General features: G+C 49.1%; 20 protein-coding genes. 5 read left to right on the top strand and 15 right to left on the bottom strand.

Annotated elements, in window-relative coordinates; all coding sequences use genetic code 11:
• Window positions 1-139: 139 nt before the first annotated feature.
• Genes AC6R0R_RS02335 through AC6R0R_RS02325 form a run of 3 tightly spaced genes read right to left on the bottom strand, consistent with a single transcriptional unit; the run spans window position 140 to window position 1,970 of the window.
• Window positions 140-820 (bottom strand): C39 family peptidase, encoded by a 681-nt coding sequence (locus tag AC6R0R_RS02335; RefSeq protein WP_487901617.1) that lies wholly within the window; start codon window positions 818-820, stop codon window positions 140-142.
• Window positions 821-822: 2 nt separating this feature from the next.
• Window positions 823-1,149, bottom strand: coding sequence for a carbon storage regulator (locus AC6R0R_RS02330; RefSeq protein WP_334551568.1), 327 nt, complete (start codon window positions 1,147-1,149; stop codon window positions 823-825).
• A 23-nt stretch (window positions 1,150-1,172) separates the two neighbouring features.
• Window positions 1,173-1,970 carry a hypothetical protein gene (locus tag AC6R0R_RS02325; protein WP_487901618.1) on the bottom strand — a complete coding sequence of 266 codons (798 nt, stop codon included), beginning with the start codon at window positions 1,968-1,970 and terminating at the stop codon, window positions 1,173-1,175.
• 518 nt (window positions 1,971-2,488) lie between these two features.
• On the opposite strand from AC6R0R_RS02325, the gene AC6R0R_RS02320 reads away from it, so the two are divergent.
• Window positions 2,489-3,130, top strand: coding sequence for a helix-turn-helix transcriptional regulator (locus tag AC6R0R_RS02320; RefSeq protein WP_500625559.1), 642 nt, complete (start codon window positions 2,489-2,491; stop codon window positions 3,128-3,130).
• A gap of 31 nt (window positions 3,131-3,161) precedes the next feature.
• On the opposite strand, the gene AC6R0R_RS02315 is transcribed toward AC6R0R_RS02320, so the two are convergent.
• The 7 genes from AC6R0R_RS02315 to kduI form a co-directional block, all read right to left on the bottom strand.
• Window positions 3,162-4,325: a transporter substrate-binding domain-containing protein gene (locus AC6R0R_RS02315; protein WP_500625558.1), complete on the bottom strand. Its 1,164-nt coding sequence runs from the start codon at window positions 4,323-4,325 to the stop codon at window positions 3,162-3,164.
• 19 nt (window positions 4,326-4,344) lie between these two features.
• Window positions 4,345-5,976: a methyl-accepting chemotaxis protein gene (locus AC6R0R_RS02310; protein WP_500625557.1), complete on the bottom strand. Its 1,632-nt coding sequence runs from the start codon at window positions 5,974-5,976 to the stop codon at window positions 4,345-4,347.
• A 132-nt stretch (window positions 5,977-6,108) separates the two neighbouring features.
• On the bottom strand, window positions 6,109-6,879 hold the full coding sequence (locus AC6R0R_RS02305; protein ID WP_500625556.1) for an IclR family transcriptional regulator: 771 nt from the start codon (window positions 6,877-6,879) through the stop codon (window positions 6,109-6,111).
• Between the two features lie 76 nt (window positions 6,880-6,955).
• Window positions 6,956-8,263, bottom strand: coding sequence for a TRAP transporter large permease (locus AC6R0R_RS02300; RefSeq protein ID WP_500625555.1), 1,308 nt, complete (start codon window positions 8,261-8,263; stop codon window positions 6,956-6,958).
• A 1-nt stretch (window position 8,264) separates the two neighbouring features.
• Entirely contained in the window at window positions 8,265-8,804 is a 540-nt protein-coding gene (locus AC6R0R_RS02295) for a TRAP transporter small permease (RefSeq protein ID WP_500625554.1), read from the bottom strand.
• A gap of 51 nt (window positions 8,805-8,855) precedes the next feature.
• Window positions 8,856-9,839, bottom strand: coding sequence for a TRAP transporter substrate-binding protein (locus AC6R0R_RS02290; RefSeq protein WP_334551556.1), 984 nt, complete (start codon window positions 9,837-9,839; stop codon window positions 8,856-8,858).
• A 45-nt stretch (window positions 9,840-9,884) separates the two neighbouring features.
• Entirely contained in the window at window positions 9,885-10,727 is an 843-nt protein-coding gene (gene kduI, locus AC6R0R_RS02285) for a 5-dehydro-4-deoxy-D-glucuronate isomerase (RefSeq protein ID WP_500625553.1), read from the bottom strand.
• A 458-nt stretch (window positions 10,728-11,185) separates the two neighbouring features.
• Here kduI and AC6R0R_RS02280 point away from each other — a divergent pair, with 458 nt between their 5' ends.
• Window positions 11,186-11,605, top strand: a complete 420-nt coding sequence (locus AC6R0R_RS02280) for a L,D-transpeptidase family protein (RefSeq protein ID WP_500625571.1) — start codon at window positions 11,186-11,188, stop codon at window positions 11,603-11,605.
• Window positions 11,606-11,609: 4 nt separating this feature from the next.
• Here the strand turns inward: AC6R0R_RS02280 and yddG are convergent, their stop codons facing one another.
• The 5 genes from yddG to AC6R0R_RS02255 form a co-directional block, all read right to left on the bottom strand.
• Window positions 11,610-12,518: an aromatic amino acid DMT transporter YddG gene (yddG, locus tag AC6R0R_RS02275; protein WP_500625570.1), complete on the bottom strand. Its 909-nt coding sequence runs from the start codon at window positions 12,516-12,518 to the stop codon at window positions 11,610-11,612.
• 24 nt (window positions 12,519-12,542) lie between these two features.
• Window positions 12,543-12,941 (bottom strand): OsmC family protein, encoded by a 399-nt coding sequence (locus tag AC6R0R_RS02270; protein ID WP_334551554.1) that lies wholly within the window; start codon window positions 12,939-12,941, stop codon window positions 12,543-12,545.
• 125 nt (window positions 12,942-13,066) lie between these two features.
• The gene (locus tag AC6R0R_RS02265) at window positions 13,067-13,681 is read right to left on the bottom strand and encodes a LysE family translocator (RefSeq protein WP_334551552.1); all 615 of its coding nucleotides are present in this window, start codon (window positions 13,679-13,681) and stop codon (window positions 13,067-13,069) included.
• Between the two features lie 89 nt (window positions 13,682-13,770).
• Entirely contained in the window at window positions 13,771-14,691 is a 921-nt protein-coding gene (locus tag AC6R0R_RS02260; protein ID WP_334552186.1) for a LysR family transcriptional regulator, read from the bottom strand.
• Window positions 14,681-15,136, bottom strand: coding sequence for an Lrp/AsnC family transcriptional regulator (locus tag AC6R0R_RS02255; protein ID WP_334551550.1), 456 nt, complete (start codon window positions 15,134-15,136; stop codon window positions 14,681-14,683). The genes AC6R0R_RS02260 and AC6R0R_RS02255 overlap by 11 nt, the downstream gene beginning before the upstream one ends.
• A 182-nt stretch (window positions 15,137-15,318) precedes the next feature.
• On the opposite strand from AC6R0R_RS02255, the gene yjeH reads away from it, so the two are divergent.
• The 3 genes from yjeH to codB all read left to right on the top strand — a co-directional run bounded on the left by yjeH (window position 15,319) and on the right by codB (window position 19,907).
• Window positions 15,319-16,575, top strand: a complete 1,257-nt coding sequence (gene yjeH, locus AC6R0R_RS02250) for an L-methionine/branched-chain amino acid transporter (protein ID WP_500625552.1) — start codon at window positions 15,319-15,321, stop codon at window positions 16,573-16,575.
• A 178-nt stretch (window positions 16,576-16,753) separates the two neighbouring features.
• Window positions 16,754-18,100 (top strand): magnesium transporter, encoded by a 1,347-nt coding sequence (locus tag AC6R0R_RS02245; protein WP_500625551.1) that lies wholly within the window; start codon window positions 16,754-16,756, stop codon window positions 18,098-18,100.
• 568 nt (window positions 18,101-18,668) lie between these two features.
• The gene (gene codB, locus AC6R0R_RS02240) at window positions 18,669-19,907 is read left to right on the top strand and encodes a cytosine permease (RefSeq protein ID WP_334551544.1); all 1,239 of its coding nucleotides are present in this window, start codon (window positions 18,669-18,671) and stop codon (window positions 19,905-19,907) included.
• Window positions 19,908-19,914 lie beyond the last annotated feature (7 nt).

Raw genomic sequence — 19,914 nt, 5'->3', positions numbered from 1 at the left:
CAGAGCCAATCTCGATTGACTCATGGGTGTCAGTTGAACTTGCTGTATATCAATGGCATCAGCAAACACGGACATCGACGCCATGCTGGCTAATACTCCTATTACCACCTTTACCGTTTTCATAATGTCGCCCTAAAGGCTAGTATTCCCCAGCCTCTGGTAACGTGATCGAAAATACCCCGAGAGATTCTCGAGGTACCCCTGTGCTTAATGGTGCGCTGTGATAAACCGCGAAGTGATCATCGGTAATAAACGAGGCCCTCCCCACTTCCGCTTTATTGCGAATCAGCAGGACAACACCTTGATAGTACTGTTCAAACTCTTCAAAGCTCATCATCATGGTGCCACGAGAAGGATCGCCTAAGATCACAGAATGTTGGTTCATTCCCTTTATGACCACAAAGTGAAGATAACCGTCAAAATTCACTAAGGTCACCCCAGGGACGCCTACCTGTTTCATTTTCTCCAAACTGATCTGAAATCCATCTGCGCGCAGCCCTTGAGCGTCAAGATACTGCTTCATATCGAGCAACGAAAAGCCCTGTTGCTCAATGAGGGCTTGATCCCCATTTGAGAACATCACTTCAAATATCTCTTGTTCGGCGGAAGGGGTTTGGTAGTGGTAAGTCAGAAGGGAAGCCAGCGCCGCAGAGCCACAACTAAAATCGTATTGTTGACGATGCACGTCACCAAACTGCAACTCCTTGTAGCTTTTTACGGGCACGCTGTACATTCCGCGCTGGGGGAGAAAATTGAGAGCTTGAGCAGAAGAACAGAGCATCGCTCCTACCCAAGCTAGAATTACGCACCAAAGTTTCATGGTCATTTCAGTGTTAAATTGACAACTGTTGAGTTTTGTATCAACACATTATTGCCAGTGTTTTGGACCACGCTCGTGATACCTGAGCTGTGCATGAGCGCACTGCTCGCAATCACGTTGTTCCCCGTGACACTGTTTGTCACCGCATTTCCTGCGTTGATACCATTTATCTCTGACGACGCAGTCACACTCTCGATGTCGATGTGATATTGGCCTCCACGGGAGCTGTCGAGTTGCTGCTCCGACAGCCCCGGTTGTTCCAATATCAACTCATCGGCATAAGCAGATAGCGTGCCCAACGTCATCAGGACGAATAGAGCTGTACGCATCGCTTTGCTCCTAGAGTGCGAACTTAATCGGTAAACACAGACGCGTTAGTGGATACAGACTGTTGGATCAATGAGTTTGAACCCGCATTCTGCGCCACAGTCACGATACCCGCTGCACTGCCAAAGCCATCCATACGATTGATGTTGTCTACGCTCACACGGCCTTTGTTTCCACCGGCACCGTAAACGACAGATACACCCGATACACTACCGCCCAGTGTTGAGCTGGCCACAACCGTGTCGGAGTCGAGATCAATCTCATAGGTATTAGTGTAGGTATTGGCACTGTTGTTCCAAGTATTACTGTTATCACTGCCATCGTTGTAGCTACCATTAGTACTGGAATTGGTGTTACCACTGGCGACCGTTGCAGTATTACCACTATCGTCAACACTGTTGTCGATATCAGTATTCGCCTCGGTATACGTAGCAGTGTTACCACTGTCGTCAACACTGTTATCCGTCATGGTGTTACCACTCGCTAAATTCGCCGTATTTCCACTATTGGCCACACTGTTGTCAGTATCGGTGTTCGCTTCGGTATACGTCGCTGTGTTACCACTATCGTCAACGCTGTTGTCCGTCATGGTGTTGCCGCTGGCTAAATTCGCCGTATTCCCACTGTTGGCCACACTGTTGTCGGTATCATTGTCATACACCGTTTGCGTTTGCGTCACGGTGTTGGCACTGTCGTCCCAGTTGTTACTTGAATCTGTATTGTGACTTAGAAAGTCGTCACTGTTATTGTTATCGGCCCACGCAATACCACTCACAAATAGCGCTGACATCGCGACAGCAATACCGGTTTTTTGAAGATTCATAATGTGCACTCCATTAAGTTGACTGATTGTTCCTCGCCCTAAGGCAAGCTCAGTATAGGGGGTGCACAATTTGGAATTGTCTCACCGTTAAGACTGTCTAAAGCCAGACACCAGCAATTTAGTGAACACTTATCACTGCTTGTTTTTTTAATTTTTAAAAACAATATCTTATCGGAAACTGCTGACTGAAGTATGAAAGAAGATGACTATTTTGGAGGGAAAAAGTATGACGTGTTTACGGCTAATTTCAGTCTTGCACGCTCATACAGTCATGATGAAAGATAAAGTCAGAGCAAAGTTAACCTACTGATTTAAAATCACAAAACAACGTTCCGACTAAGCGCTTAGTTTATATACCGCCGATCATGTTGAAACTAAAGGTCACCACCCTAATACGCTTCTAGTCTCTCTTTATGATTTTGCGCAGTCATACTGGGCGCTGGCGTATACTTACCCCTATTGAAAGGACGATGTTTCGAGTCTTTCAACGTTCATTTTGTTGCCAGGATGGGAAACCCATGGATACCTACACACTGATGCTCCTGACGCAAAAAAATTTGCAAAGTAGCTTGATTCAACAACAGCTCTCAACCATCAAGAATGTCAGCGTTGAGAGTTGCTCTCCAGAGCAATTGGTCGAGCTTTCTGTTAAGCGCAAAGTGGATCTGGTCGTGGTGGATTACGCCTACTTAGACGATATGTTACGCGAAGACGCCCTGCCCGACTTCGAGCTTCTCGGATTTGGTTTGCTCGTTCACAATGTACCGGAAGAGGCACAAAATTTTACCTTTGTGCGTTGGAAGTTTTTGCGCGGCCTACTCCTTCAATCCGCTTCGGTCGACCACTTAACACAGAGTGTAAAATACATTTTGTCCGGTGGATTGTGGCTGCCCAGAAAATGCCTAGAACGCACCGTGCTCCACTATCGAGATCCGGACACCGTCCAACACGACTACTACGCCAACTTGACCTGCCGAGAGAAGCAGATTCTAGATTTAATCTATCATGGCAAATCTAACCAGCAGATCGCCAACCAACTCTATCTCGCTGAAAGTACGGTCAAAAGCCACATCTACAAACTGTATAAAAAGCTGCATGTACACAAGCGAAAAGAGGCGGCGCAGGTCGTCCGAGCGGTACAAAACGCGACGGGGCTTTAATTCAATGTGTGTGATTGAGCTTGGAACTTAATCATTTTGCTTGATCGTTTTGAAAGAATCGCTCCAGATTCACGCCCACCGTCATACCGCCGATAAATCGCCCTGTTTGGCTGTCGCGGATAGGAACACTGATTTGGGTTTGAAACAAATTGGTCGAAGGATCGTACTGAATGTCGTTAATAAACATGTCAATGCCGTTCAAGAGCCTCAAGTATTTGAGCTCATCGCCTTGCCACAAGTCTGATGTCACCACACTTTGCCCTACGTTATAGCCTTGAGCATCAAAAACCATGATTTCGGAGAAGATCTCTTGGCTTTGTTGCTGAAATTGAATCAGGTGTTGCGAGAGCGCATTGCCCATCAAGGCATCAAAATTGTTTTTCATTTGTCTGTGCTGAGGATCTTTATTCGCTACCGCGACGCCATCACTGACCAACGCACTTTTCGCCAAAGGCACAATATCTTGCATGGCGAACTGCTTAAGCACTTGCTCCTCCTTATCACTCAGCGAATAGGAAACACTCGAACAGACAGGAATATAGCTGTTGAACCTTGCCATGAAGCCTTCATTTTCGTTGACGAACTCATTATTAAAGTAAATGCCCAATGCAGAGAATGTCAAAAACTGTGAGTTAAGCTGCGACACTCGGTCCATCGGGTAAGAGCCGGAGGCAATTTCACTGTTGAACGCATTCAGGTCGATAGCGATCACCTCGATGCGATTTTTCAGTAGCAAGTTGATCAATTGTGCGGAATCCTTGGCGCGGATGATGGGGGTGTACAGAGTTTGGCCTGATAGCCAAGCATCTTGAGCACTGCCATGCACCACGCCGAGTTTGTCAAAATTGACGGTGTCACCGCTGTACACCCAATACCACTTTTCCAGTACTAGAGGGTGCGTCAAGGTCGCATTACCAGAGAGCTCTGAGTTATAGGTTGAAGAGAAAAAGCCATCCACACCGCCAGTTTTCAACGACTGACTGGCGCGCTTCCACGGTGAGAGTTGGATACGGTAATCCATGTCCATATTTTCTAAAATACACTTTACCGTGTCCACCACAGTGCCATGTAGTTCGCCATTATCAAAGCTTTGATAAGGTTTAGAAATTTCCGTATAAAGCTCAACAGGATTGGCCCATGTCTTTACCCAAGGCATCAACAGGAGCCACCACACTGCGACTAAACGCGCCATCATCACTCTCCTTGCTTAAGGGTTATCTCACCACAAACTGATTGACGTCACGGCTCAGCCCGCTCGATAGCTCCATGACATTTTGCGCGACTTGATGGATACGCTCCGACAAGGCTTTGCTGCTCTGATTCTGATCATTGAGGCTGACAAGGTTAGTGTTGATCTCTTCAGAGGTGGTGCTTTGCTCCTCCGTTGCGGCGGCAATTTGGGTCGCCATATCACTCACATCAATGGTGGCTTGATGAATCTCGGTAAAGAGCGTTTGAATTTTCTCCGCCGCTTCGACTGAACTGCGTACTTTATCATTCCCCACGCGAATCGATGACACGGCGTTTTGCACACCCACCTGCAAGGAGTCGATCATCTTCTGAATCTCCTCAGTGGATTGTTGGGTTTTGCTTGCCAATGAGCGAACTTCATCCGCTACCACAGCAAATCCACGGCCTTGCTCTCCCGCTCGCGCTGCTTCGATGGCCGCATTAAGCGCCAGCAGATTAGTCTGCTCTGCGATGTTACGAATCACATCCAGTACGGAGACGATGTTTTGCGATTCGGTTGACAGATTTTCGATAACATTATTGGCATCGGTAATCGCATCAGACAACTCATGCGTGCCACGTACCGATCCCTCAATCAAGGCTTGGCCATTTTGCGTCACTTTCGCGGTCGATTCCGACATTCTTGCCGCTTTGTCGGAATACTCCGCGACCTCTTTTACCGAGACACTGAACTGATTGACGGCGGTGGCGATCATATCGATACCACGACTGATTTCTTCGTTCACTACCTGCGCCTGTGAATAGCTCTGGTTGAGTTCATCAGCCGTATGATTGAGATTATTGGTGTTATCGTAAATACCGATAATGATGCCCTGCAGTTTGCTGACAAAGTTATCAAAGGTACCGGCCAGCAGCCCGAGTTCGTCTTTGCGTTTAGAGTCGATACGTTGTGTGAGATCCCCATCACCTTGTGAGATTTCACCCACGCGTGAGGTCAATTGGCGCATACCGTCGACCAATAGTTTGGGGACAAAGAAGGTCAGTAAAGACGAGAGCACACCGACGAAAATGACGAAAAGGAGAAGATTGCGGTGATTCACATCCATACGTGCATTGAGCACATCGACGGTTTGCTTTGCTTGTGCATCGAGCGCTTCACCGGCGACATCATAGAAATCTCTTAACGTGGAAAAGTGCGCGCTGTTATCACCACTGAGCAATTCAGAAGCCCGTTGTATCTCCCCTTTGTCACGCAGCGCAACAACTTCAAGAGAGGAGCTTTTCCACAGTTCAAAGGCTTGCTGATAGCCTTTAAGCTTCGCCAATATTGCCTGTTCCCCTTTCATATAACCGAGATAGTTGTTCATTCTATCCAGTGCTTGCTGTGCGTTTTCTTCAAAATCAGCAAGATCATCCTCAGTGCCATTGGCCGTGATGTAACTCATTTGCGCCACTCTGGCTTGGTATAAATCTCGGTCAGCATTGAGGATATCGGACAGCGCAGGCATATAAGTTTGGCCAAACAAACCCAGGCCATTATTGAGTGCGGAGGAAATGGTACTAAAGGTGACAAACACCACCACCAAGGAGACCACCAGCAAACCCAGTGCGGAAGATAGTTTTAAACGGATACTTTTTGACATGGCTGAGAGCATACTCCCTCCTAACTTCAAATGAGTAGACAGCTACTCATTTGAAGTTAGTTCAGAATGGGACCACCCTCAACCTAAGTGATAGGGAATAACCGGCAAATAACCCACAAGTTGTACCAGTTGCGTCAAGGCTACTTAGGTATTGAGACGCATACTCAATTGGGCGACCACCTGCTCCAGTTCTTGACGGGTTTGCTCGATGTCTTCGATGTGATGATGAACAGTGCGCGAGTTCAAAGTCATGTAAGGGACTGTCATCACCGCCATCAGTTCGCCTAAGGCACCAAAGATCGGATAGCTGATGTTAGTAACGCCGGAAATTTGCGGACTGGCGCCAACGAAGTAGCCGTCTCGCTGTGTTTTCTCGATGTTCGCTAACGCGTGTTCAATTTCAGCGGACGTCGCATCGGTTTGCGCAAGGATTTTGTCGCGCTGAGCTTGCTCGGTAAAACTGAGCAGCACGATGCCCGAGCCCGATGAGCAGATGTCTAACGTTGCCCCTAAGCGTAAGCCAAAGCCCATTTTATAAGGGCTTTCCTGCACACTGATCACCACGAGCTCACCATGCTTGTATTGGCTTAAGTGGCAAGATTGGTTCACCTTCAAACACAGATCTTCCATCATAGGCACCGCACGCTTGAGCATCTGCGCGATTGGAGGATGTTGGTTGGACAGCACAAACATTCTTAGGCTGAGCGAATACGCCGATTGTTCAGCGTCGAGCTCAATGTACTGCCGCTCCACTAGCACCGACAACATACGAAAAATTTCACTGACGCTGCGATCGAGTTTTTCCGCAATTTGCTTTTTACTCAGCGCCACCGGAGACGCGGCAAGAAGCTCCAAAATGTCGAGCCCTTTCTCAAGTGCGGGCGCGCGATATTCAGTTTTTTTAATGTTGCTCATGATCAATAGAGGCTGCCATAGAGAAGTCTCAGTATGACAGCCAATCTAGGTCCTTTAAAGTAGGTTAACGCCTTGATTAACGGATCAATCCCATCCACTGAGGAATCGTCAAGGAAATCGCAGGAATGTAGGTGACGAGCATCAACACACCAAAGATCATCACAAAGAATGGCAACAAGGTGCGAATCACGCTATCAATGCTGATGCCACTGACCTTACAACCGGTAAACAGAATCGGCCCTACCGGCGGCGTAATGGTGCCAAGCGATAAGTTAAACACCAACAAGATACCAAATTGTACCGGATCCATACCCAGAGAAGTACAGATAGGTAGGAAAATCGGTGTGAAAATAAGCACCGCAGGCGTCGGGTCCATAAAGGTACCGACAAACAGCAACACCAAGTTGATGATCAGCAAGATCATAAATGGGTTGTCAGTCAATGAGAGCAGCGAGTCTGCAATCATGCCGGGGATCTGGGTAAACGCCATGACCCAAGACATAATCGACGAGGTCGCCAACATGAAAATCACAATCGCTGACATTTTCGCCGTACTGAGGAAAATCTGCGGCAACTCACTGAATTTCAACGAACGATAGCACGACGTCAAAAAGAGTGAATAGACCACGGCAATCGCCGACGCTTCGGTTGCGGTAAATACGCCGCCAAGAATGCCGCCAATCACCACCAGAACCAAGGTTAAGCTTGGCACCGCTTGAATCGTGACGGAGAAACACTCGTTCAACGTCATGGTATGTTTGGCGATATAGCCACGGCGTTTTGCCATAAAGCCGGCGATGATCATCACGCTCAAACCCCACAAAATACCGGGCACGTAACCACCGACAAACAGCGCCGAGACCGATACGCTACCGGCAACCGTCGCGTAGACAATCAAGGTGTTGCTGGGTGGAATCAACATTCCCGTCGGCGCGGAAGCAATATTTACCGCGGTACTAAAGGCTGGGTCGTAGCCCTCTTTCTTCTGAATCGGCGACATAATGCCACCAACCGCCGCCGCGGATGCCACGCCAGAACCACTGATTGAACCAAACAGCATGTTGGAAACCACGTTGGTCTGCGCCAGGGAACCTGGGAAGAAGCCGCTGATGATTTTAGAAAAGTTAATCAGCCGTATTGCTATGCCACCATTGTTCATGATGTTACCGGCCAAAATGAAAAACGGAATAGCGAGCAAAGCGAAGGAATCAAGCCCGACGAACATACGCTGCGCGGAGGTCGTCATTGCCCCTTGAAACGGAAGAATGACCGTCATCGCGGCAAAAGAGGCCGCGCCGACACTGATGGCGATCGGCGCACCGATAATCAGCAAGACGATCGCCCCAACAAACATCACCAGTGAGGCGGTAAGAGCCATATCCATATTACACCTCGCTTGAAACTTTGCTGTGTTTGAGAGCTTTGAATTGATGGATTAGATTCAATTCGTTATAGAGGAAATAAAAGAGAATCAATCCTCCAGAAATCGGGATGGCCGCGTAGATGACACCCATCGGGATTTGCAGTGCCGAGTCTAACTGCCACATTTGGCGTACTGCACTGTTGTAACCACCGATGATCATGATCGCGTAGGCAAAACTGACCGTCACCAACTCGATGAACATCTCCACCAACACGCGCACTTTGTCATTGAACTTGTCACGGATAAAGGTGATGGCCATATGCTCACGTAGGCCAAAGACGTACGCACTGCCAAATAAAATCAGCCAAATGAAGAGATAGCGCGACAGCACTTCACTCACCGCACTTGGGCTATTGAATAGATAGCGTGAGGCAACCTGATAGGTGACCAAGGCGGTCATGGTGCCCACAATCAGAATCAAAAACAGGGACAGCACTTTGTCCACCCACTGTTTTAAGGTTGTCATGGCTGACAACAAGGTTTGAAATACGGTTTTTTGCATAATGAAGATCCGACAAGGAGCCAGCACCGCGCTGGCCCCTTACTCTTGAACTTATTTTAAAGCGGCGATTTTTTCGAACAGCTTCTTCTGGGCTGGAGACTCAGTGAGCGCCTGCTGAAGCGGTTGACAGCTCTCTTGGAATGGCGTGATGTCGACTTCATTGAAGGTCGCACCGTGCGATTTCGCGGTCTCCATTGCCGTGCTGATGCGATCATTCCATAGCTTAAACTGCGCTGGCGTGCTCTCTTTCGCTAGGCGGCGCAGTGTCGCTTGGTCTTCTTTCGACATCGTATCCACAAAGTAGCTGCTCACCACAACCAGATCGGGTACCATCAAATGACGGGTTGATGAGAAGTAAGGTGCCACTTCGTACTGCTTAAGATCCGCATAAGTGATCTCGTTGTTTTCAGCGCCATCCAATACGCCTTGTTGAATCGCGGTGTACACTTCACCTTGACTCATAGGTACGCCCGTACCGCCCATGCACGATAGCATCTTAATCATGGTTTCAGACTGCATTACACGAATCTTGTTGCCTTTCATGTCCGAGACATTTTCAACCGGCGCATTCTTGGTGTACATACTGCGAGCGCCTGCGGTGTACGCCGTCAAGACTTCAAAACCAAAGCGTTTGGTAGACGCAAACAACTCATCCAACTCGCCCGAGGTAAATACTGCCTCTTGGTGCGCTGGACCAGAGTAGACATACGGCATACCAATCACACGGTAGGTCGCGTCGTAGTTTTCAATCAGTGGGTTGGCGACAACCGCCATTTGAATCGCGCCATTTTGCACCAACTCAAGTGCGGCACGTTGGTCGCCAAGCAGTTCATTTGGGTAAATAGACAGTTTGTAGCGGCCGTCCGTTTGCTCGTTGAGTTTTTTGCCAAACTCTTGCAATGCGATGTATTGCGGATGATTGTCTGACTGGTTAAACGCCGCTTTGATTTCAGTTGCCGCTTGAGCCATAGAAACGGTGCCTAGGCCAACGCTGACCAAAGCAGATAGAGCCGTCATTTTCAGTACTTTTTTCATCACAGTAGTCCTTGTCAATGTGTAGGGTAATGTCGTTATTGGTTGTTATCGGATGGCGGTCATGTCCACGAAATCCATGTCATCAAAGGTCTGGTTTTCGCCCAACATGCCCCAGACAAAACTGTAGTTGCTGGTCCCACAACCTGAGTGAATTGACCAACTCGGAGATAGCACTAACTGTTTGTCACGTACGACAATGTGTCGTGTTTCTTGCGGCTCTCCCATGAAATGGAAAACCACTTGATTCGGTTGAACGTTGAAATAGAGGTAAGCCTCCATACGGCGTTCGTGAGTGTGCGCAGGCATAGTGTTCCACACACTGCCAGACGCCAGATGCGTCACGCCCATGCACAGTTGGCAGGTCGGCAGCACATCTGGGTGCAAGTATTGATTGATCACTCGCAGGTTAGCGGTGTCGTTTGAGCCAAGCTCGACCACTTTCGCTTGTTCACGGGTGATCAAACGCGATGGGTAACCATGATGTGCAGGCGCACTTAAGCAGTAAAGATACGGTTTGTGCGCACTCTCTTCAGAGTGGAAACGGATATTGCGCACCCCTTTGCCTAGGTAAAGGGCATCGAGCGGCTCAAGTCGATAGATCTCTTCCGAGGTGTGGACTTCAATCGCCCCTTCTCCCAAGTTGACCATGCCCAGTTCGCGGCGCTGCAAGAAATAATCGGTGCCGAATACGCCATTGTCGATGTACTCATCCAAAGAAAGTGGTTGAGTCGTAGGGCACACACCCAGTGCGACCACACGATCGATATGGCTGTAAAGCAAGGTAATCGAGTCTTCGGCAAACAACTGTTCATTTAAGAATTCTGCGCGTAAGCGCTCCGTATCGTAGTGCTTCGCATCGAGCGGATTGCTGTTGTAATTGGTAAACATCACTCTCTCCTTTGTGTTGGCAGTAAGTGTATCTTTAATTCATATATGATCAATATCGTTCAAATATAATCAAAAACGATTTGAGATCTTCACCCGCTACCTAACCTCTAAAGGGAAATTTTGTGTGATGTTGGCCATCATTTTTTGCCAAAAACACGCCAAAAATTAGACATTGAAACAATTTATCTCATTTTTATGAACCATTGTTTTAATATCAATCATTTATCATTCAAGACCGAACTTAGGCGCAATGCGCAGCCCAAAAGAGACAAGCGGATCGCACTGGGCAGCGGTTGTCGTTATACTACTTTGGTTGAGAATGATGCAGCTTGGAGAGAAGGGTTTTGAAGGGGTTACCACAGCGTGCGCTGACGATTGCAGCGCTTTGTTTTATTACGAGTGTATGGGGAAGCCCTGAGAGCCTCGCCGCCGACTCTGATGCCTTTAGTCAACCCCGAGTGGATTTGATCCAAGTCGATAAATCAAAACGACGTATGTACCTACTGTCTAACAACGAAGTGGTTCGAGAGTTTCGCATCGCTCTGGGTAAAGCGCCCAAAGGACACAAAACACAAGAGGGTGATCAAAAAACGCCCGAAGGACGCTACTACTTAGATTTTGTGATGGAAGATTCTGAGTTCTACCGTTCCATCCACATCAGTTACCCAAACCAAGCGGATCTCGAATACGCCAGTGCGTTGAATGTGTCGCCGGGCGGAGATATTAAAATTCACGGTTTGAGAAATGGCGAGAAAAGGCCCGCCAACTATGTGCAAAGTTTCGATTGGACGAATGGATGCATCGCTCTCAGCAACCCTGAAATGGATGAATTACTCAGCCTAGTGGAAACGGGAACCCCAATCGACATTCACTGGTGAGCCGCTAAGAGTTGATCTCTTTTAGTGTCGACGTTTTGCGCTTTTCTCGAGTCACCCACCAGCAAATCAACGAGCCAATGGTGACCATCGCCACTCCTTGAAGAAAACTGTGAGTGATCGCCACCCCTAGCAACCATGACGAGATAACGGTCGCGATGATGGGAGTAAAGTACGACAAGGTCGCCAGAAACACCATGTTGCCGCCAATAATCGCGTAATTCCACAGCGCATACCCCGCCCCCATCGTTACACCGGCAAGCAACAAAATCGCGCCAGATTCCATCGTCAACACCTCACTCAAAGGCAGCGCGCTGTACTCTGTAAACAGTGCCGCTTTAATCCATAAGGTGATGGCCGTGAGAATAAAAAACAACGTAATGGCGTTTTGCCCTCGCGCTAGGGTTTTGGTTAGGTTGCAATAAAGCGCCCATAAAAAGGCTCCGATGAAGGCCATCAAATACGTCGCTGGGTTCGTGGCGACATTGGCTGCAATTTGGCTGACAGAAAGACCCGCATCACCGGTGATGCTCCACGCCACGCCAACAAACGCGAGTGCAATACTTGGGTACACCAGCCAACTGGCCCGTTTCGGGCTCAACAGCAAAGCCATCAGTACAGTGAGTGCTGGCCAAAGATAGTTTATCACCAACATTTCAATCGCTTGCATGCGCGAGTTAGCCATGCCCAGCGCTAAAGCGAGACAAATCTCATAAGCGACAAACAGCCCTCCGCCAATGAGCACATACCGCCAAGAGTACTGGCGCCACTTTGGCCGCCCCATCACCAGCAGCAAAAACAACGACGCCACGCTGTACATCGCCGCGGCCCCCGCCACCGGGCCAAAGGACTCCGCGACTAAGCGGGCTAATCCCGTCACGCTGCTCCAAAGAAGAATGGCCGCAATACCGGCCATTGTGTATCGATCGACGGACACGATTTAGACGATTTCCCAACTGTGGGTCATTTCGACGCCCTCGCCGAGCATCAAGCAGACTGAGCAATATTTTGTCAGTGAATCGGCCGCTACTTGCGCCACGACTTGGGGATCAAGCGCCTCTCCGGACACCTCAAAATGGATATTCACTTTGGTAAAAATACGTGGCGCGCTGTCACGGCGCTCAGTGGTCAGCTTGGCGACACACGTGCTCACCGCTTGGTTGGCTTGTTTGAGGCCATCGACCACGTCTACCGAGCTACATCCCCCCGCTGCCATCAACACCATCTCCATTGGGCTAGGCGCGCTCGCACCCCCATTGCCATCCATCACGACAGAGTGGCCCGATTGGGAATGACCTAAAAACTTGAACTCATCGATCCACTTAACTTCTGCTTGCATGATTGTCTCTCTACTCATTTAAAAACTGCGAAAACGTCAGTGTGTAAAAAGCGCCAGTGGAAAACTCACTCGCGCTCTGTTGTCTGTTCATTGCTTCAGCACATGCTGATACCGGCGAATAGCGATTATACGGTCAGCAAAACTCGCGCTGCGAGCAGTATCAATACACACCCTGATAGTCTATCAATCAATACGGCTTTAGAGCGAATTTTATCGATAAGCTTCGGACTAGAGAGCAAAAACGTAATTAAAGTATACCAAAGCCCATCCACCACAAACGGTGTAAGCACGATGATCGACTTCGCGGCAAAGGTGTCACCAACCGCAACAAATTGGCTAAACAGCGCAATGAAGAACAGCGCAATTTTCGGGCTAAGCAGAGAAATCAGCAGCCCTTCTCGCGCCGATTGAGCCACTGGTGTTGGCTCGCCCGACTCCAGCCTTGCTGCTACGCCACCTTTAGAACGCAGCGCATTGTAGCCAAGGTAGATAAGGTACGCGGCACCGGCGTAGCTAATCCCCTTGAATAGCAAGGGTGATTGCTGCAACACCACAGCTAAGCCAATTAAGGTAATAAACGCATAAACGCCAATACCAAAAGCGTGCGCCCATGCGGCGGCAAATCCATTGATGCGCCCACCCGCCAAACTGTGCTTTGCCACCATGGCCAAACTAGGCCCCGGAGACATAGCACCGAGTAGACAAATCGTGAAAAGTGAAAACCAAATCGTTAAGGTCATGAAAACGTGTCCTAATCCATGTGAATGGCGTAACGATAATGCTGATTAGCTATGATTTGAAATCAAACTTTTTCATAAGCATCATGATTTCATATCATACCTATCGAGTAAGGGGATGTGCGCATGGCGCTCAGCACAACCTCTCTCATCCATTGATGGGCGGGATCAAGATCGTACTTGGGATGCCAAATCAACCAATAAAGATGACTGGCCGTATCAAAAGGCAAAGGACGATAAAGAAGTGACGCATCCCGCGACAAGTTAATCGCTATGTGTTCTGGCACCACCATCAGGTAGTGGCTGCTTTGCAGGGCATTGACTGCGGCGGTAAAGAACGGCACTTTCAAGGCAACGCGTCGTGTGTGACCTAGCGCGTTCAATACCACATCGGTGCTGGTGTCCTTGTCGCCGCCCCCTGTGACTTTCAAATGTGGGTAAGCCAGCATATCTTCCATCGATACCGCACCTTTATCGGCAAGCGGATGCCCTTGGCGCATCAACAAAACGGATTTGTCTTCACCGATCAGCACGGAACTGACGTACTCTGGCTGACGAGGGAGCATGGTTGACGCCAGATCAATACCGTTCGTATGGAGCTGGTCCAAATAATCTGGGTCCCACAGCTTGTAGGTCAGATTCAAATTAGGGGCTTGATCGGTCAGCACCGAGACTACGCTAGGTACGATGTACTGCGCGACATAATCACTCGAGGAAAACACAAACTCTTGTCGCCAATTGTGCGGTTGAAACGGCGCATCGGCCAACAGATTATCCACCTCAGAGAACATCCGATCCAAGCGCTTCTTAATAACCAGCGCACGAGGGGTTGGAACCAATTGGTTGCCGTCTCTCACCAGCAGTGGATCATCAAATAGCGTACGTAGCTGGGCTAACTGACGGCTTACCGCAGATTGAGTAATGTGCAAACGCTCTGCTGCGCGGCTGACATGGCACTCGTCCAGTAACACCGATAACGCCCGTAGCAAGTTTAAGTTGATGTTATTGAGCATCATGAAGCGTGTTGAAGAACTCAGTTAAAACGGTATGCGTCACCAAATGGCGTAGCTCTGGGATGGTGTACAGCTCATCTCGAATCCGGTATAGCTGCGCCATACTCTCCACTTCGACAAACAGCATCATATCCGTTTCACCACTGATGGCATGGCACCACTTCACTCCTTCAATCTGATAAATACGCGGGGCATAATGATCGCAATAGTGCCTGGTTTTCGTCGTATCAAATTTGAGTGCGAGATAGGCTTGGATCTTGGCGCTACTGGTGTCTGGCTGAGCAATTTCTGCGTGATAACCAAGGATCACTCGCTCCGCTTCTAAACGCTGAATACGCGCCGTTACAGCAGAGCGGGACAAGTTGACCTGACGGGCGAGTTCACTGACAGACAATCGAGCGTTGCCTCTGAGTAATGTAATGATTTTATTATCGAATTTATCCATTTCTTTTTCTCATACTTGCCCTTTGGTCAATTTGACACAAAACGAACAGGAAGAAAAGATGACAAAATGGCGGGCGATACGTGAAAAAACGTCAAAGTGACGGATAAGCGAGACACATTGATGGATGCCGAGATAGACACAATTGGTTAAGCTTGGTCAATCACCCCGCGCTAGGATGCGACATGAACCAACTCAAACAAGAAATCTCGTTATTATCAGGCATCGGCCAACTCTCGACCACATTACTCGGCACTGGGCTATTTATGGTGCCCGCCATCGCTGCCGGCATTGCCGCTGAAGCGTCGCTATGGGCTTGGTTGCTGCTGTTTATCGCCATCTGCCCCATTGCGCTCACGTTCGCCCAGTTGGGTAAACGCTACCCGAACGCTGGCGGCACGGCCTATTTTGTACGAATGGCGTTTGGCCCCCGCCTTGAAAAAAGCGTCGCGTGGCTGTTTTTGAGTGTGATTCCTGTCGGGGTACCTGCCGCCATTGCGTTGGCTGCGGGCTTTCTTGAACAGATACTTCCTACTAGCCTTCAAGACCCATTGCTTGCACAGGTGATCACCGTGTTATTACTCGTGCTGGTTAACTTATCTGGGGCGAAATCTTCGGGCCGTCTACAAACGATGATTGCGCTCGCGATCTTCGCCCTCGTCGTCGCGTTTTGGTGGCAAAGTGATCTAAAGATCGATGACATCACGATCCCCACCTTGAGCCAACAAGATTGGCTGCCGATTGGCGCGGCACTCGGCGTGATGTTTTGGTGCTTTGTCGGTATCGAAGCGTTCGCCCACATGGGGGAAGAGTTTAAAAACCCAGAGCGCGATTTTCCCATCGCAATTGTGATTGGCTGTTTAGTCGCAGGCCTTACCTATTGGGCTTGCTCGGTCGTAATTTTAAAATTGGGCGCGTATGGCTCTGCGCAATTTGAAAGCACCTCTATTCCGTGGATGGCAGCTCAGCTGTTTGGTCCGAGCGTCAAGTGGCTCATCAGCATCATTGGCTTTGCGGCCTGTTTTGCAAGCGTCAATCTCTACACTCAAAGTCTCTCGCGTATGGTTTGGTCGCAAGCACGCGATTACACACCACACAGTGCGCTTGCAAGATTGTCAGTGCGTGGCGTGCCGGCAAACGCAACGATTGCCGTTGGCGCTGTGCTGCTGCTTTCTTGCGTCGTGGGTGAAATTTCCGGCCTTAACTTGGAGTTTTTCCTTAAGCTCGCCAACGGGATCTTTGTTTTGGTTTATCTACTGGCGATGCTGGCGGCCTACAAACTGCTGCGCGGCGTGGATAAAGTCTTAGCGAGCGTCGCGCTACTGCTGTGTAGCCTTGTGTTTCTCTGTTTAGGCTGGTCGATGTTTTACGCCGTGACCATTTTTGCCGTGCTCACACTCCCTTGGCATAAATGGCGTAAACTGCCGCCGCAAGCCACCTAAAACCAATACAAGAGAGAGATTGACCGACGTTATTGGTGCAAAAGTAATCATTCAACCCAACATGTCCCGTTTTGTTGGGTTTGTGTGCTAGGTTTTTCAAGATAGAGTATTGTTTTTCTGCCGTTTTCGAGTACTTTGAACACAGCGTTTAAACGGACAATAACGGCTGGAGTGCTCTGTGAGCCAATTTCAAGATCTCTCTATTTTGATCGCCGAACTGCTTCGCAGTGAAGACAGTGAGCAGGTCACAACTCTTAACGAATCTATCGAACACGGACTTGAGCCCGGCTCTGTGGCGCTGATTCTCGAGGCCTTTCCCATTGATGACCGTGTGCGACTTTGGCGCAGCCTGCCCCTTGAGCTGCATATTGAAGTACTTACCGAAGCGCGTGCGGAAGTTCGCCACTCCATCATCAAAGAGCTGTCTGAGGTTGAACTCAAATTAACCCTCGCCAAACTGGATAACTTATCTCTGATTGAATGGTCTGACTCACTCCCTGAGGAGATCATCAATGAAGCGCTACGCCTGATCGAAAAAGATGAACTTGAGCTTTACGATCAAGCGAATGCCTATGAAGATGATCAGATTGGTCGTTGGGCCGAACGAAAAGTGGTCACGCTCCCCTTCACCATTTCCGTTGAGAAAGCGAAAGGTTTGATGGAGCGCTACAGCTATGACGCCCCTGAGCACATCTATCTGATCAACAAGAAGAAACAGTTTCGAGGTATAGTGCGCTATATCGATTTGCTGCGCGCCGAGCCGGGCGACAGGCTTAAATCATTGGCGCTAGAGCACCCTGTCACCTTAAACGCCAAGCTAGAACTTTCTGAAAGTATCGAGGCGTTGGAGCACTCTTCACTCTCAACCATGCCAGTGACCGATGACGATGACACCTTGATTGGTGAAGTGGATTGGCATTTTGCCCTCAGTACTCAACGTGAAATTTACGAAGCGCGCCTAATGGCGGGTACCGGTATGGATGAAGGGGACGACCTGTTTGCGCCCATCATTCGCAGCTCGAAAAAGCGTGGGGTTTGGCTTGGCATCAATCTCATGACGGCAATCCTTGCCTCAGTCACTATCGGCTTGTTTGAAGATGTGATTGCTCAAGTGGTTGCGCTGGCGGTCCTGATGCCTATCGTCGCCTCGATGGGTGGCATCGCAGGTAGCCAGACGTTAACGCTGATGGTCCGTGCTATGGCGCTCAACCAGATCACAGCGGGGAACCGCTGGGCGCTAATGAAAAATGAAGTGGGCATTGGCTCTATCAACGGATTGCTGTGGGCAGTCATCATTGGTGGACTCGCCGGACTGTGGTTTCAGTCTGTCATATTAGGTGCCACCATCGCGCTGGCGATCGTCGTCAACATTATTACCGCCGCTCTATTTGGTGTGCTGATCCCAATTGTTCTCGACAAACTCAAACTTGACCCTGCACTGGCAGGCTCCGTCATCCTCACAACTGTGACTGACGTGGTGGGTTTTTTCGCCTTTCTCGGCACAGCGAGTCTCGTCATGCTCTAAGCCCTAGCGGCACATAAGATGACCTCAGATCGCGCGCACCTACAAGGTGCGCAATCTGATCCTCTGTTCGCAATATGCTGGTGTATTTGCAATATGCAATGCCAATATGCAACCAGCCACTCTTTCTTAGTCTCAATCTCAACGTAAAGCCTGATACAGCGGGCATATTAAAGTTGGCACATAACCTGCTATCTATACAGTGACCCTAGCGTTAGGGTCACCTAGCCAACTGACGTTGTTAGTGAACCCAATTTGTTCACACCCAATATCAGCCAGAATCCTCACGGTTTCTGGCTCTTTTTTTATTTTTTGCTCATCCATACAAAATACTGATGACACTCACCCAATTATTAGCAACACAAATCCTGGAATAATCAATATTCCAATAGAAAACATAAAATAATAAAAACGCAACGCACTGTTTTATTTAATCAAATCAATCAAAAACATCCAAGCAACCGTTTTACAATCCGCAACTTGCATTGACAGCGCAAAATACACCCCCATAATACGCGCCGCAATCGAATACATTCTGGTAAAGATAGTCTCATTCTGCGGAGGTAATACAATGGCTGATGACAACAACTACAGCTTAGGACCGGTCCCGAGCAACGCACGCAAAGGGGTTGCGTCTCTCACTATGGTTATGCTTGGTTTAACCTTTTTCTCCGCCAGTATGTGGACAGGTGGCGCTTTGGGTACGGGCTTAACGTTCAACGATTTCTTTCTTGCCGTGTTAGCCGGTAATTTGATCCTCGGTGTCTACACCTCGATTCTTGGCTATATTGGTGCCTCTACCGGCCTCTCTACTCACCTGCTTGCTCGCTATTCCTTTGGTACACAAGGCTCTTGGCTACCTTCTGCGCTATTGGGCGGTACGCAAGTCGGTTGGTTTGGCGTGGGTGTGGCGATGTTTGCTATTCCAGTCCAAAAAGCGACGGGGTTAGACGTCAACTTGCTGATCCTCGCATCGGGCTTATTGATGACGGCAACGGTTTACTTTGGCATCAAAGCGCTGATGGTGCTCTCTGCCATCGCCGTCCCTGCGATTGCTATTCTTGGTAGCTACTCGGTTTCACTGGCGGTGGACAGCGTGGGCGGCGTGGATGCCTTAATGCAGGTTTCACCCAAAGAGCCGATGGATTTCTCTATCGCATTGGCAATGGTGGTCGGTTCTTTCATCAGCGCGGGGACGTTGACGGCTGATTTCGTTCGCTTTGGTAAAAAACCCGCTGGCGCTGTTCTTGTCACCATGATTGCGTTCTTTATCGGAAACTCACTGATGTTCATCTTCGGTGCTGCTGGCGCTGCAGCGACCGGCCACGCGGATATTTCTGACGTGATGATCGCACAAGGATTGTTACTGCCTGCCATCATCGTTTTAGGTCTCAACATCTGGACCACCAACGAAAACGCCCTTTACGCTTCGGGCCTAGGTTTTGCCAACATTACCGGCCGCTCAAGTACCTTAATGTCGATCGTCAATGGCGTCGTCGGCACCATTTTTGCGCTGTGGCTATACAACAACTTTGTCGGTTGGTTGACCTTCCTCTCAACGGCGATTCCTCCTATCGGCGGCGTGTTGATTGCTGACTACCTCATCAATCGAAAACGCTACAAAGACTTTGCCAATGCAACCTTCAAACGTGTTAACTGGGCCGGCATTATTGCCGTAGCCGTTGGTGTGCTTGCGGGTAAATTCATTCCGGGTGTCGTGCCGATCAACGCAGTATTGGGCGGTGCGTTATGCTATGTCATACTCAACCCATTATTGAATAAATCTTCGCTGACCACGCAAACTGCGTAAGGAGATC

The organism is Vibrio sp. R12-SW3-ISO1, from assembly GCF_059834005.1.
Note: the sequence above shows the minus strand (reverse complement) of the source record. Positions and strands in the feature narration are given on the sequence as shown.

Bases quoted from the DNA above. Each gene is read 5' to 3' on its own strand.
- AC6R0R_RS02335 (WP_487901617.1), bottom strand. From the start codon at position 820: ATGAAACTTTGGTGCGTAATTCTAGCTTGGGTAGGAGCGATGCTCTGT.
- AC6R0R_RS02330 (WP_334551568.1), bottom strand. From the start codon at position 1,149: ATGCGTACAGCTCTATTCGTCCTGATGACGTTGGGCACGCTATCTGCT.
- AC6R0R_RS02325 (WP_487901618.1), bottom strand. From the start codon at position 1,970: ATGAATCTTCAAAAAACCGGTATTGCTGTCGCGATGTCAGCGCTATTT.
- AC6R0R_RS02320 (WP_500625559.1), top strand. From the start codon at position 2,489: ATGGATACCTACACACTGATGCTCCTGACGCAAAAAAATTTGCAAAGT.
- AC6R0R_RS02315 (WP_500625558.1), bottom strand. From the start codon at position 4,325: ATGATGGCGCGTTTAGTCGCAGTGTGGTGGCTCCTGTTGATGCCTTGG.
- AC6R0R_RS02310 (WP_500625557.1), bottom strand. From the start codon at position 5,976: ATGCTCTCAGCCATGTCAAAAAGTATCCGTTTAAAACTATCTTCCGCA.
- AC6R0R_RS02305 (WP_500625556.1), bottom strand. From the start codon at position 6,879: ATGAGCAACATTAAAAAAACTGAATATCGCGCGCCCGCACTTGAGAAA.
- AC6R0R_RS02300 (WP_500625555.1), bottom strand. From the start codon at position 8,263: ATGGATATGGCTCTTACCGCCTCACTGGTGATGTTTGTTGGGGCGATC.
- AC6R0R_RS02295 (WP_500625554.1), bottom strand. From the start codon at position 8,804: ATGCAAAAAACCGTATTTCAAACCTTGTTGTCAGCCATGACAACCTTA.
- AC6R0R_RS02290 (WP_334551556.1), bottom strand. From the start codon at position 9,839: ATGAAAAAAGTACTGAAAATGACGGCTCTATCTGCTTTGGTCAGCGTT.
- kduI (WP_500625553.1), bottom strand. From the start codon at position 10,727: ATGTTTACCAATTACAACAGCAATCCGCTCGATGCGAAGCACTACGAT.
- yddG (WP_500625570.1), bottom strand. From the start codon at position 12,518: ATGGCCGGTATTGCGGCCATTCTTCTTTGGAGCAGCGTGACGGGATTA.
- AC6R0R_RS02270 (WP_334551554.1), bottom strand. From the start codon at position 12,941: ATGCAAGCAGAAGTTAAGTGGATCGATGAGTTCAAGTTTTTAGGTCAT.
- AC6R0R_RS02265 (WP_334551552.1), bottom strand. From the start codon at position 13,681: ATGACCTTAACGATTTGGTTTTCACTTTTCACGATTTGTCTACTCGGT.
- AC6R0R_RS02260 (WP_334552186.1), bottom strand. From the start codon at position 14,691: ATGCTCAATAACATCAACTTAAACTTGCTACGGGCGTTATCGGTGTTA.
- AC6R0R_RS02255 (WP_334551550.1), bottom strand. From the start codon at position 15,136: ATGGATAAATTCGATAATAAAATCATTACATTACTCAGAGGCAACGCT.
- yjeH (WP_500625552.1), top strand. From the start codon at position 15,319: ATGAACCAACTCAAACAAGAAATCTCGTTATTATCAGGCATCGGCCAA.
- codB (WP_334551544.1), top strand. From the start codon at position 18,669: ATGGCTGATGACAACAACTACAGCTTAGGACCGGTCCCGAGCAACGCA.